Source organism: Cognatiyoonia sp. IB215182 (assembly GCF_033963905.1).
Taxonomy (GTDB): domain Bacteria; phylum Pseudomonadota; class Alphaproteobacteria; order Rhodobacterales; family Rhodobacteraceae; genus Yoonia.
Genome location: NZ_JAXBMB010000006.1, coordinates 278552 through 291225 on the forward strand (window position 1 = coordinate 278552; position 12674 = coordinate 291225).

Genomic DNA, 12674 nt, shown 5'->3' on the forward strand with positions numbered 1-12674 from the left:
TTAGAACCCGGCCTTGATCAGCTCGAACGTCTCAGCCTGCCGCTCACGCATCTCATTACTCATCGGCAACTGCGCGAGGACCGGCACGTCGATCACGCCCAAACCGGCGGCTTCGAGGTCCTCCTCGGTCAGCACGCCCGTGAGGGCGGCGGCGTTGGAAGAGCCGTAGCCCGCCTCAAGCAACGGCACGACGGACGATTCGGCGAGCATCGCGTTGATGTAGTCATAGGCCTTGTCTTCAACCCCCTGACCATCAACGAGGTTCACATAGCCGCACAGCCACAGTGATGAGCCTTCAGCGGCTTCGCGCTGGAATGCAATCGGGCGGCCCTCATCCTTCATGGTCGGATAGGTCTCGTTCCAGGCCCAGCTGACCAGAATCTCGCCTGAAGACATCAGCTGCGCCAGTTCGGCCGGGTCGGTCCAGTAGGTGCGCAGGTTCGGATGCACCTCGCGCAGCCAGTTGGAGGCGGCTTCGAATTCTGCATCTGTCGCCGTAGCCCAGTTGTCCACGCCTGTGGCGAGGTAGGCGAGCGCATAGGCGTCATCGACATTGTCGGGCAGGGTGAGGCGGCCCGCATAGGCGGGGTTCTTGAAGACGTCGAGCGTGGCGACATCCTCGGCCGGCACTTCGTCAAGATTATAGGCGATGGCGGTCGAGCCAAAATCGACCGGGATGAAGTAGGTGGCACCGCCACCGATATCCTCACCCGTCAGATTGCTGTCGAGATCGCCATAGGCCGGAATGCGGGAAGTATCCCACGGCTCAATAATCCCGCTTTCGGTCCAGCGCGTGACGGATCCGGCGCAGATATGGGCGACATCGGCCTCAAACCCCGCCCGGATTTTCTGAAACGCCTCATCTTCGTCGCCGAAGAAAGCGAAAGTCGGACTGTCCCCGTGCTTTTCGACGTAATCCTGATGGAAGGCGGGGTCTTCGAAACCCGAATAATCAAAAACGAGCAGGTCGGCATCCTGTGCCGCCGCGGCTGTGGCTAGCGCCGTGGCTGAGACAGCGCCCAAAAGCGTGGTGAATTTCATGGCAGGTTCTCCCGATTGAACTTTGCAGCGAAAATTAGGGGCGGGCCGGGGTGACGGCAAGGGTCATTTCGCGCGTGCTTTCGCGGCGCGCTTTGCGATGACATCCTGAGCCAATTCTTGGGTATATGCGGCCAGATTGGCGAGATTTTCATCAGCTTGCGCACTGTCCTGCGCCTCAATCGCGTCGGCGATGGCGGTGTGAAGCGCGATGATGCGTTCGCGGTCACGGGCGCTGAAGGTGATCATGTTCATGAGGGGCTGCATCGCCTCGACCGCACCCGCAAGTTGATAGGACAGAACCGGGTTGCCCGCCGCATCCACCAGCGCCCGGTGAAAGGCCACGTCAGAGGCGCAGAAGGCCTCATCGGTCAGACCGGGCTGCGACTGCCGATGCGCCTCCGCGCGCATGGTGGCGAGATGATCGGCTGTGCGCCGCGCGGCTGAAAGCGGAGCGCAGGCCCGCTCGAGCGCGTAGCGCGCCTCGCAAGCGGTGGCAAAGCTCACATCATTCATCGATAACAGCAGGGTCGAGGTGGTGATTTGCTGGCCATACGCGTCCTCAAACCGCAAGCGGTTCACGAAGGCGCCGCCGGTGGCCCCACGTTGGGTGCGGATCAGCGATTGGGCGGCCAAGCGTTTCAGCGCCTCGCGCACGGTGGGGCGCGAGACGTCGAATTGCTCGGCCAGTTCCGCCTCGGACGGCAAACGCTCATCCACGGGCAGCGCGCCCGAGATGATCGCATCGCGGATCGCCTTGGCGATTTGCGCCGACAGATCGGCGGGGTTGGAAGGGTCAATTTTCATTTGTCAGACAATTAAACGTCTGACATATGATTGCGCAAGTCTCGACTCGCGTTTGGGAGGACGCCGGTGCCGCATTTGATCCGCTCATCGCTCTGGCTGGCGTTTTTCGGCGCTATCCTGGCCGCGTGGTGGATGATGTATGTCATGGCGATGGACATGGATCTGGACTGGATCGGGCGTCCGGGGCCGATGGGGCAGGCGATGGCCGACATGGACCCGCGCATGCCGATGGATATGCCCATGGCGCGGTTTGGCCCGCTGTTTGCGATGTGGGCGATCATGATGGCGGCGATGATGCTGCCGACGCTGGTGCCGACGCTGACGACATATGAGCGGCTGATGATTAGCGCGGACGGCACGCGGGCCGGGTGGCTGGGCGTGCTGCTGGGATATTTCATCGTCTGGGTTGCGTTTGCCGCAGCGATCACGGGCGTGCAACTTGCGCTCCTTTTCGGCGGCGTGATCAACATGCTGGGCATCGCGCCAACCTGGCTCTCTGCCGCACTCTTGATCGCGGTTGGCGCATTCCAGTTCAGCCGCGTGAAAGAGGTTTGTCACGGCGTGTGCCATGCGCCCATGACCTACTTCCTCGGTCATTGGAAGACGGGTTTCTATGGTGGCTTGCGCATGGGGTTGGGTTTGGGCGTATTTTGTGTGGTTTGTTGCTGGGGCTTCATGGCGCTGGGATTTGTCGGCGGGGTGATGAGCCTTTTGTGGATGGGCCTCGCCACACTCCTCATGGTGTTCGAAAAACTGCCCGATATCGGGCACAGGATCATCAAGCCAACCGGCGTCGCGCTGATCGGCGCTGGCGTCGCGTTGGCGGTTTTCTGAAGAAAGGAACGAGAGATGGCAGAAAAGACACGCGCACCCAGTGACCGATTGCCGATCTCGCAACGAATTGATCAGCGGATGGACAGCAACCCGCTGCGCCGCAAGATGAAGCCGACCGAATGGGCGATCAAGGGTGAGCTTTTCCTGAATTGCTCCTGCACCGTCTTCTGCCCTTGCGTCGTCAGCCTCGGCGCGCATCCCCCGACCGAAGGGCATTGCCATGCCTGGATGGCCATCGCTATTGATGAGGGGCATTTCGAGGGGGAGCCGCTGGATGGGCTGAATGTGGGCCTCCTCGTCGATATCCCGGGCCGCATGGCGGAGGGCAACTGGAAGGTTGCGGCTTATGTGGATGAGCGTAGCACGCAAAAGGCCTATAACGGTATCCTGAAGATTTTCAGCGGCGTGGCAGGCGGCACGACCGGCCTTTTCACCATGCTGGTATCCGAAATCATCGGCGCGGAACGCGAAAAGGTTGAAATCGTGCGCGATGGCGACAAGCGCGGCATCTATATCGGGCGCAAGATCCAGGGCGAGATTGAGACGATGAAGGGCGCGAGCCCCGATCATCCGGTCATGGTCACCAATTCCAAATACTGGATGGGCCCCGACATCATCGCTGCACAAGGCACCAAGTCCCGCGTGCGCGACTATGGGCGCGTCTGGGATTTCGGTGGCAAATCCGCCGAGATTTGCCCGATTGACTGGAAAGGCCCCAAGCCATGATCACGCCTGAGTACTGCCAGACCATGGCGCGCTACAATGCCTGGCAGAATGACGGGCTGCGCAAGATGATCCCGGAAATGAGCCATGATGATCTCTATGTCGATCGCGGGGCGTTCTTCGGCTCGATCATGCGGACGCTTAATCATCTGTTGTGGGGCGATATGTTGTGGATGAGCCGCTTTGACGGTGGCGAAGCGCCAGATCCCGCGATGAGCATCGAAGACAGTTTTGAGATGGCACCGACGCCCGCTGTTTGGGCAGCAGACCGGTTTCGCATGGATGCGCGGATCACGCTGTGGGCGCAAAGCCTGCATGCGGTCGATCTGGTTGGCGATATGGAATGGTATTCGGGGGCGATGAAAAAGCAGATGTCAAAGCCGAAAGCGATCTGCATCATGCAGCTTTTCAACCACCAGACCCACCATCGCGGTCAGGTCCATGCCATGCTGACGGCGGCGGGGCAGAAACCCAATGATACCGACATCCCGTTTATGCCGGAGGATGCCTGATGGCGACCATCGCGCCATCCCGCCGTATCCGGCGCACCCCCTTCACCGAAGGTGTCGAAGCGGCAGGTGTGAAGGGATACACCGTCTACAATCACATGCTGCTGCCCACGGTTTTCCGCAGCGTGGAAGAGGATTACCACCACCTGAAATCTGCTGTGCAGGTCTGGGATGTTGCTGTTGAACGGCAGGTCGAGCTGCGCGGCCCGGACGCGGCGCGGCTGATGCAGATGCTCACGCCCCGTGACCTGCGGGGGATGCTGCCGGGCCAGTGCTTTTATGTGCCGATTGTCGATGAAACCGGAGGTATGCTCAATGATCCGGTTGGCCTGAAACTGTCTGAGGACCGCTGGTGGATTTCTATTGCTGACAGCGATTTGCTTTTGTGGGTCAAGGCCTTGGCCTACGGCTATCGCCTCGATGTGCTGGTGGATGAGCCCGATATCTCGCCCCTTGCGGTGCAGGGGCCGAAGGCGGATGAACTGATGGCCCGCGTCTTTGGCGACGCGGTGCGGGCGACTAAGTTCTTCCGCTTCGGCTGGTTCGACTTTCAGGGTGTCAGCATGGCCGTCGCGCGGTCAGGCTATTCCAAGCAAGGCGGGTTCGAGATTTACGTGGACGGCACCAAGAATGGGATGCCGCTCTGGAATGCGCTTTTTGAGGCGGGCAAAGACCTGGATGTTCATGCGGGCTGCCCCAACCTGATTGAGCGGATAGAGGCGGGGCTTCTCTCTTACGGCAATGATATGACCCGCGAAAACACGCCCCATGAATGCGGGCTGGGGCGGTTTTGTTCGACCCAGACGGCGATTGGTTGCGTAGGGCGCGATGCGCTGCTCCGCGTGGCAAAGGAAGGGCCGACGCAGCAGGTCCGCGCAATCGCAATCGATGGCCATATCCCTTCGTGCGACCGGGTTTGGCCTATTATGGCGAAGGGGAAGCGGGTGGGGCAGGTGACCTCTGCCGCCAAATCCCCCGACTACAACACAAATGTCGCCATCGGGATGGTGCGGATGACTCATTTGGACGAGGGGACGCAGTTGGACGTCCACACGCAGGACGGTGTGCGGCAGGCGACGGTTTACGAGAACTTCTGGATTTAGGAATGCGGCACCCGTAGGAACCTCCGGCGGGCGTTTTGGCAAAGATGAAAAGAGGAGCGTGCGATGTTCAAGGCATTGGTGGTTGAGAAGAATGATGAAGGAAAAACCAGCGCTGCGGTGCAGGAGATTGGCCTTGATCAATTGCCCGAAGGGGATGTGACTGTTGCGGTGGAGTATTCCACTGTCAACTATAAGGATGGGCTGTGCATCGGGCCGGGTGGCGGTCTAGTGCGGAACTACCCCCATGTGCCGGGGATCGACTTTGCCGGGACGGTCGAGGCCTCAGACGACGCGCGTTACAAGCCCGGCGACAAGGTTGTGCTGACCGGCTGGCGCGTGGGTGAGGTGCACTGGGGCGGCTATGCGCAGAAGGCGCGGGTGAAGGCCGATTGGCTGGTGCCACTGCCCGACGGTCTGGATGCACGGCACGCCATGGCGGTGGGTACGGCTGGCTTTACGGCGATGCTCGCTGTGATGGCGCTCGAAGATCAAGGGATCAAGGATGGGCCGGTGCTCGTGACAGGTGCGGCGGGTGGTGTTGGATCGGTGGCGACTGCGATCCTGTCCAAGCTGGGTCATCAGGTTGCCGCTGTGACAGGACGCCCGGAAACGGCCGATTACCTGATATCGCTCGGCGCGACGCAGATCGTCGCGCGTGAAGAGATCAACGAAACCACCAAACGCCCCCTAGAGGCAGAGACGTGGGGCGGCTGCGTGGATGCCGTGGGCGGCGAGATGCTCGCGCGCCTGTTGGGCCAGATGCAGTATGGGGCATCCGTGGCCGCCGTCGGCCTTGCCGGTGGCGCAGGCTTGCCCGCAACGGTCATTCCGTTCCTTCTGCGGGGCGTGAACCTGCTGGGCATCGACAGTGTGATGCAACCCTATGAGAACCGTGTCCGTGCGTGGGAGCGGATCGCCCAGGACCTGCTGATGGACAAGCTCGACGCGATGATCCATCCCGCGACTTTGGAAGATTTGCCCGAGCTTGGGCGTGGCATTCTGAAGGGTCAGGTCAAAGGGCGCGTTGTCGTTGACGTAAACGCGTAAGGCGGAATTGTTTCCAGTTCGCGTATTCTGAAGAGGCGCCTGGGCATCTAAAAGCAGGCGCCAAAAGCGCCCCTCTCACCGTGCTAAAATGCTGCAATTGCAAAGGAAATCGTGCAGTTGCAGCGTCGTTTCATGCGACAAACGCGGCGCAAATCCGGGTTATTTTGTCGCGTCTTCCTGTTATAGTTCTTTCATAAAACAGCCAACAGGGAAACAATTATGGCCATTCAACCTCCTCTATCGGACCTGCCGATAAAGACCGCAGATAGCGGTTTTTACCGCGGGTTCAGCGTCAATGTGACGGTCGTCAGTAAGATTATCATCAGCGTTCTAGTGGTCTGGTGTATCTTTTGGCCGCTTCAGGCGGGCAGGATCCTGGGTGATTGGAACTCTGCCATTCTGGCGCAGTTTGCGGCCTGGTACATCTGGGTTGTGGCCGCTTTCGTCGTGGTTTGTTTGGGCCTCGCATTATGGCCAGCTGGCGGCAAACTGAAACTTGGCGCCGATGGGGAAGAGCCGGAGTTTTCGAACTTCTCCTGGTTCTCGATGATGTTTGGCGCCGGGATTGGTGTGGGGATGCTGACTTGGGCGGTGGCAGAGCCTGTCGCGCATTTCGGTCAGAACCCGTCAACGATCGCGGGCATCACGACACCACTTGGAGAGGACAATGTGCGGACCGCCTATATCTGGTCCTATATGCATTGGGGTTTGGGTGCCTGGGCATGCTACGCCATTGCCGGGCTTGCACTGGCGTTTTTCAGCTACCGGCGCGGGCTGCCCCTGACTATCCGGTCATCGCTGACACCGCTCTTCGGGAAGGCCTTGTCGGGCACATTGGGCCACATCATCGATATCGTGGCCGTGGTCGCCACGATCCTAGGCGTTGCGCAGACACTGGGCTTTGGCGTTGATCAGTTTGTCGCTGGTCTCACGCGGATCGGGATCGGCGGGCTGGTCCATCCAGCAGGCGCGGTGGATGCTGCAGGTGCCAGTATTGCTGGCACGGTGAATACGTTCGGTATCGTTGTCGCGCTGCTCTTCATCATGGGCGCTTCGACCCTGTCGGCACTCTCAGGTGTGGGCAAAGGCATCAAGTGGCTGTCCAACATTAACATGGTGCTGTCGATCATCCTGCTTGGTTTCTTCATCATGTTCGGCGCCACATGGTTCGGGGCATCTGCGTTCTTTGTTGGCATCTGGGACTACTTGATCGCGTTCCCGGGTCTGTCGGTTCAGGTCTATTCTGGTACAGGGCTTGATGCATTCGTTGCGTCAGCACCGGCCGCGATCCAAGGCCTGTCCGCGGCTGAAGCGGAGACGGTTTTGTCAGCACTTTCCAGCCCCAGTGCGACGGTCGAAGGCGTGACCGCGTCGATGACGGAAGGCGGTATCGCCGTGTCAGAAGCTGATATTGCTGCCGTCTACGATGGTACGTTGGAGAACCGTCTGACCACCTGGCAGGGCTGGTGGCCCGTCTTTTACTGGGCCTGGTGGATCGCCTTTGCACCCTTTGTGGGACTGTTCCTTGCGCGGATTTCGCGCGGGCGCACGATCCGGGAGTTCGTGCTTGGCGCGATGATTGTGCCAGCCCTGATGTGCTTTGTCTGGTTTGCCTGGGCAGGTGGCACAGCCGTGGATCTGGAACTGAACGGTGACGCCAATGGCGTGATCCTGAATGCGGGCAATGGCGACAAGATCTTTGCTATGACCGAGTTCATGCTGGCCCCGATCAGCGAATGGCTGGCCTGGGGCATGGCCGTGATGATCGTGGTCCTGTTGATGACTTTCCTGGTCACCTCGGCTGACTCCGCTGTATTGATCGTTAACACGATCAACGCGGCAGGCGACGAAGGGCCAAAGGCGCGGCCACATATCATGTTCTGGGGCGTGGCGCTGGCGCTTGTTGTCGGTGGGTTGCTGCTCTCAGGCGGCACCGGGGCAATCCAGACCGCGATGGTGATTGGGGCGCTGCCGTTTTCGATCGTGATGGCGCTGATGTGTTTGGCACTGATCAAGGCGATCTGGAATGACGGGCGCCGCGCTGCGGCGGGCGTGGAGTCGGTGACAGTCGACGCCGTCGCAACGCCGGCAGAATAAGGCCAAGAACCATAGCAAAGGCCACGCACTTAAGCGGCGTGGCCTTTGTTTTTGCATGGTCTGCTTGACGAAAAGGCCGACGTGCTACGTCGTCATCGCAAGCGGGACAAGACGTTCCCGCATGGAGGTTCGATGAGCAATTCCCCGATTATTGTGTGGTTCCGGCGCGATCTGCGGCTTGACGATCATGCGGCTCTCAGCGCTGCTTGTGCAACCGGGCGACCGGTCATCCCGGTCTTCATCCATGATGATCTGGTGGCCGGTCTGGGGGCTGCGCCAAAGATGCGACTTGGCCTCGCGGTGGGACATTTTCAGAAGGTGCTGGAAGACCGTGGCAGCCAGCTTATCCTGCGCAAGGGTCCGGCCCTTGCCACTTTGCGGGCGCTGGTGGACGAAACGGGGGCAGGGGCGGTGTACTGGTCGCGGCTCTACGATCCGGCGAGCAAGGCGCGCGATACCGAAGTGAAGGCAGCGCTAAAGGAAGACGGGCTGGATGTCCAAAGCTGCGCGGGGCATCTGCTTTTTGAGCCCTGGAGTGTGCAGACAAAAACCGGCGGTTTCTACAAGGTCTATACGCCGATGTGGAATGCGGTGAAGGGTAGAGAGGTTGCGCCTGCCTTGCCCGCACCCGGTCGCATGCCCGCTCCCGAAAGCTGGCCCGCGTCTGATCATCTGGGCAACTGGCAGATGGGGGCGGCCATGCAGCGCGGTGCTGACATCTTGACGAGCCATTGCACGGTTGGCGAGCGCGCCGCCATCGACCGATTGGACACTTTCATTGACAACAAAGTGCAGAAATACGTCAAGAACCGTGATCTGCCCGCGGTGGACGGCACATCGCGTCTGTCCGAAAACCTCACCTATGGTGAGATTAGCCCGCGCACTTGCTGGCATGCGGGGATACGTGCGCTGCATGAAGGTAAGGCTGACGCGGAAGTGTTCCTCAAGGAATTAGTCTGGCGCGAGTTCGCTTATCACCTTGCGCATTTCACGCCCCGGATCGTCAGTGACAACTGGAAAGAGGATTGGGACGCGTTCCCGTGGAACACTGACGAGACGCCGGAGGTCGTCGTTTGGAAACGCGGGCGCACCGGTATCCGCTTTGTCGATGCTGCGATGCGTGAGATGTATGTGACCGGCACGATGCATAATCGCGGACGGATGATTGTCGCGTCATACCTCACCAAACACCTGCTCAGCCATTGGAAGATCGGGATGGACTGGTTCACCGATTGCCTGATCGATTGGGATCCCTGCAGCAATGCGATGGGTTGGCAATGGTCGGCGGGCTCCGGCCCCGATGCGACGCCTTACTTCCGAGTGTTCAACCCGGTCACGCAGCTCGACAAGTTCGACAAGGACCGGGCCTATGTGAAACGCTGGATCGCGGAAGGAACAAGAACGCCTTCTGACACGGCTCTGTCCTATTTCGAGATGATCCCCCGGAATTGGGGTATGACGCCGGACGACTGCTACCCTGATCCAATTGTTCCTGCCGATGAAGGTCGCAAACGCGCACTCGCCGCTTACGAAGCCCGTGATTTCTAAGGCCTCACGGAGTGATCAAATAAAATTTGAACGTTTTCCGTGACTTCGCCGTATCTATAAGTAACCTCAACATGAACAAAGCGGGTCAACCCCGCATAAGAACGATATGACGACAGGAACACACATGATCTTGACCAGTACTGAAGGGCAAACGGCCCTGCCACGTTACTTTGCGCAGGTGTTTGAGCAGATCAAACACCTCAACAAGGGGCGCGTGGACCTGGTGCTGCCCGATGGGCGCAGATTCCGCGCAGAGGGGCCAAAGCCGGGCCATGTCGCCGAAGTGCATGTGCATAACGATGACCTTTTCGCGCGTACGATCCGCGAAGGAGATATGGGCTTTTCCGAGGCTTATCTTGATGGCTGGTGGACCACGCCTGATCTGATGGCCGTCATGGACTTTATCCATGATGATGCCGATCACATCTATGATGGTTTTCCGGCGCAGCGACTGGTGCGGGCCTATGAACGCCTGCGGTTCTGGATGCAGCGCAATTCCAAGAAACAGGCCAAGAAGAACATCAGCTACCACTATGATCTGGGAAACGAATTCTACGGTCTGTGGCTGGACGACACGATGACGTACTCTTCGGCCATCTTTGAGACTGGTCAGGAAAGCACCGAAGCTGCGCAGAAGGCGAAATATGCCAGTATGGTCGACCAGATGGGCGCAAAGCCCGGTGACCATGTGCTTGAGATCGGCTGCGGTTGGGGCGGCTTTGCCGAATATGCCGCGAAGGAGCGTGGGATCAAGGTAACCGGGCTCACCATCAGCCGCGAACAGCACGATTATGCCATCGAACGGATCGCGCGCGCCGGGCTGTCCGACATGGTGGAGATCAAGATGCAGGATTACCGCGATGAGAAGGGCCGCTATGACGGCATTGCCAGTATCGAGATGTTCGAAGCGGTGGGTGAAAAATACTGGCCAACCTATTTCAAAACCGTGCGCGAATGCTTGAAACCGGGCAAGAACGCAACACTCCAGATCATCACGGTCAAGGATGAACGCTGGGAAGGATATCGCAAGGGCGTGGATTTCATCCAGAAATACATCTTCCCCGGCGGTATGCTGCCCGGTCCTGCAATCTTGCGCCAAGAGATTGAAAAGGCTGGATTAAATGTTGCGGGCTCCGTCGAATTTGGCACCAGCTACGGACTGACCTTGCGCCGCTGGTACGACACGTTCAATGAAAAGTGGGATCAGGTGGCGGCGTTGGGCTTTGATGAGCGCTTCAAGCGGATGTGGGATTTTTATCTGACCTCTTGTGCGGCGACATTTGATAGCCGAAACTGCGATGTAACGCAGATCACCGTGAGCCGCGGCGCCTGACGCGCCGCCCACGGGCCCGAAACAAGGACCGAGTATATGCCCACCGCCGGACGTCTTGCAGGTGCTGTTATCTTTGCCCTGTTTGGCTGGTATATCGGCGGTATCATGGCGCCGCTGTTTCCTGAAGAGCGCCCGCCGCAGTTTCTATTGCCTATGTGTGCACTGTTCGGGCTTTTCATCGGGTGGACAGTTTGTGGAAGCCGGACGGGCAAAGGCTATGTCAACGCCGTCAGCAACGGTCTGACCACGATTGGCGCGTTTTCGTTCTGCGTGGTCTTTGCGTTGGGCGGCAACCAGATGATCTCGAATGCGTTGCGTAACCGATATGATGGCCCGATGGAGGCGTTGATCGGCATGTTTGAGCTGATGATCGAACATGCGGTGCAGTTCCTCGATGTGACCTTCCTGGCGACATTGATCATCGGGGGTATCATTTGCGCACTGATCGCTGAGTATTTCGGCAAGAAGTATCCCTGACGCGTATGGACCTTTTCGTTTACGGAACCCTGCAATCAACGAAGCTGATGCAGGCAGTAGCGGGCGGCGTTGTGCCAGAGGCCCAGTCGGCAGATTTGGCGGGTTATGACATCTCTCGGCTCCAGAACCATGTTGTCCCGCTGATCCGTCCGCATCGGGGCGGCAAAGTGTCAGGTTATGTTTTTGCAGAACTGACAAAAGAGCAGACCGCACGGCTGGATTTGTTTGAGGGGGCATTTGGCTATCGCTGCGCCTCGGTCACGGTGACAACGGAGCAAGGCCCTCGCAATGCTGAATGCTATCTGCCGCCATCGGATTTGAAGGGCGACGGCCCATGGTCATTTGCGGATTGGCAGCAGAAACACGAAGCACCGACAATCCTGGCGGCGCAAGAGCTTTTCGCGCATGATCCATTGCCGGATCAGACAACCCTCCGCGCGATGTGGCCAATGATGGAAAGCCGCGCCTGGGCTAAGCATCGCGCGGCAGCAGGGCCTGCCAATCATCGCCATCAGCCGCAAGATGGGGATGTGACGATCCAGCGAATGCACCCGCCTCAGGGAGGGTTCTTTCGTTTCCAACCCTTTGAAGTGACCCACAAACAATTCGACGGCGGGTATAGCCCGCCTTTGTCGCGTGAGATCTTCATGGGTGTCGATGCGGCGGTCCTCTTACCCTATGATCCGGTGCGCGACCGGGTGCTGATGGTCGAACAGGTGCGCATGGGGGCGCTGATGCGCCACGATCCGAACCCATGGATGCTGGAACCAGTTGCCGGGATTGTGGATGCACGTGAAAGCCCGGAGGATGCTGCACGCCGTGAAGCCGTCGAAGAGGCGGGCGTGACGCTGACCCATCTGGAACATGCCGGGTCATTCTACCCCTCGCCAGGGGCCAGCACGGATTACTACTACACTTATGTTGGTCTATGTGATCTTCCGATGGACGCCCCGTACTTCGGCGGCATACCGGGCGAAAACGAGGATATACGTGTGCATCCGATGTCCTTCGACGCTGCGATGGACCTGCTCGATACGGGCGAGATTGGGACCGGGCCGCTTTTCTATCTGCTTTATTGGGTCGCGCGGCATCGCGACCGTTTGCGCAGCCTGACTTGATGTCGCTCTGGTCCGGTCCTACACAGAAGACCAGACAATG

General features: G+C 59.2%; 12 protein-coding genes. 10 read left to right on the forward strand and 2 right to left on the reverse strand.

The window, feature by feature from the left end:
• The gene (locus tag SLH47_RS14270) at positions 1-1041 is read right to left on the reverse strand and encodes an ABC transporter substrate-binding protein (protein ID WP_320240224.1); all 1041 of its coding nucleotides are present in this window, start codon (positions 1039-1041) and stop codon (positions 1-3) included.
• A 63-nt stretch (positions 1042-1104) separates the two neighbouring features.
• On the reverse strand, positions 1105-1845 hold the full coding sequence (locus SLH47_RS14275) for a FadR/GntR family transcriptional regulator (protein WP_320240225.1): 741 nt from the start codon (positions 1843-1845) through the stop codon (positions 1105-1107).
• Positions 1846-1911: 66 nt separating this feature from the next.
• Between SLH47_RS14275 and SLH47_RS14280 the strand changes: the two genes are divergently transcribed.
• The 10 genes from SLH47_RS14280 (at position 1912) to SLH47_RS14325 (ending at position 12634) form a co-directional block, all read left to right on the forward strand.
• Positions 1912-2679: a DUF2182 domain-containing protein gene (locus SLH47_RS14280; protein ID WP_320240226.1), complete on the forward strand. Its 768-nt coding sequence runs from the start codon at positions 1912-1914 to the stop codon at positions 2677-2679.
• 15 nt (positions 2680-2694) lie between these two features.
• A complete protein-coding gene (locus SLH47_RS14285) occupies positions 2695-3405 on the forward strand; it encodes a DUF1326 domain-containing protein (protein WP_320240227.1) in 711 nt (236 codons plus the stop codon).
• A complete protein-coding gene (locus SLH47_RS14290; RefSeq protein WP_320240228.1) occupies positions 3402-3914 on the forward strand; it encodes a DinB family protein in 513 nt (170 codons plus the stop codon). Before SLH47_RS14285 ends, SLH47_RS14290 begins: the two co-directional genes overlap by 4 nt.
• Positions 3914-5014: a dimethylsulfoniopropionate demethylase gene (locus tag SLH47_RS14295; RefSeq protein ID WP_320240229.1), complete on the forward strand. Its 1101-nt coding sequence runs from the start codon at positions 3914-3916 to the stop codon at positions 5012-5014. The genes SLH47_RS14290 and SLH47_RS14295 overlap by 1 nt, the downstream gene beginning before the upstream one ends.
• Before the next feature lie 63 nt (positions 5015-5077).
• On the forward strand, positions 5078-6061 hold the full coding sequence (acuI, locus tag SLH47_RS14300) for an acryloyl-CoA reductase (protein ID WP_320240230.1): 984 nt from the start codon (positions 5078-5080) through the stop codon (positions 6059-6061).
• Positions 6062-6280: 219 nt separating this feature from the next.
• Positions 6281-8158 (forward strand): BCCT family transporter, encoded by a 1878-nt coding sequence (locus SLH47_RS14305; protein WP_320240231.1) that lies wholly within the window; start codon positions 6281-6283, stop codon positions 8156-8158.
• Between the two features lie 132 nt (positions 8159-8290).
• Positions 8291-9706: a deoxyribodipyrimidine photo-lyase gene (locus tag SLH47_RS14310; protein ID WP_320240232.1), complete on the forward strand. Its 1416-nt coding sequence runs from the start codon at positions 8291-8293 to the stop codon at positions 9704-9706.
• A 124-nt stretch (positions 9707-9830) separates the two neighbouring features.
• Positions 9831-11039: a cyclopropane-fatty-acyl-phospholipid synthase family protein gene (locus SLH47_RS14315; protein ID WP_320240233.1), complete on the forward strand. Its 1209-nt coding sequence runs from the start codon at positions 9831-9833 to the stop codon at positions 11037-11039.
• Between the two features lie 36 nt (positions 11040-11075).
• Complete coding sequence (locus SLH47_RS14320) at positions 11076-11516, forward strand: TrgA family protein (protein ID WP_320240234.1); 441 nt, start codon at positions 11076-11078, stop codon at positions 11514-11516.
• A gap of 5 nt (positions 11517-11521) precedes the next feature.
• On the forward strand, positions 11522-12634 hold the full coding sequence (locus SLH47_RS14325; protein ID WP_320240235.1) for a gamma-glutamylcyclotransferase: 1113 nt from the start codon (positions 11522-11524) through the stop codon (positions 12632-12634).
• The last annotated feature ends 40 nt before the right edge of the window (positions 12635-12674 follow it).

Coding starts and splice junctions, on each gene's coding strand:
- SLH47_RS14270 (WP_320240224.1), bottom strand. CDS start 1,041: ATGAAATTCACCACGCTTTTGGGCGCTGTCTCAGCCACGGCGCTAGCC.
- SLH47_RS14275 (WP_320240225.1), bottom strand. CDS start 1,845: ATGAAAATTGACCCTTCCAACCCCGCCGATCTGTCGGCGCAAATCGCC.
- SLH47_RS14285 (WP_320240227.1), top strand. CDS start 2,695: ATGGCAGAAAAGACACGCGCACCCAGTGACCGATTGCCGATCTCGCAA.
- SLH47_RS14290 (WP_320240228.1), top strand. CDS start 3,402: ATGATCACGCCTGAGTACTGCCAGACCATGGCGCGCTACAATGCCTGG.
- SLH47_RS14295 (WP_320240229.1), top strand. CDS start 3,914: ATGGCGACCATCGCGCCATCCCGCCGTATCCGGCGCACCCCCTTCACC.
- acuI (WP_320240230.1), top strand. CDS start 5,078: ATGTTCAAGGCATTGGTGGTTGAGAAGAATGATGAAGGAAAAACCAGC.
- SLH47_RS14305 (WP_320240231.1), top strand. CDS start 6,281: ATGGCCATTCAACCTCCTCTATCGGACCTGCCGATAAAGACCGCAGAT.
- SLH47_RS14310 (WP_320240232.1), top strand. CDS start 8,291: ATGAGCAATTCCCCGATTATTGTGTGGTTCCGGCGCGATCTGCGGCTT.
- SLH47_RS14315 (WP_320240233.1), top strand. CDS start 9,831: ATGATCTTGACCAGTACTGAAGGGCAAACGGCCCTGCCACGTTACTTT.
- SLH47_RS14320 (WP_320240234.1), top strand. CDS start 11,076: ATGCCCACCGCCGGACGTCTTGCAGGTGCTGTTATCTTTGCCCTGTTT.
- SLH47_RS14325 (WP_320240235.1), top strand. CDS start 11,522: ATGGACCTTTTCGTTTACGGAACCCTGCAATCAACGAAGCTGATGCAG.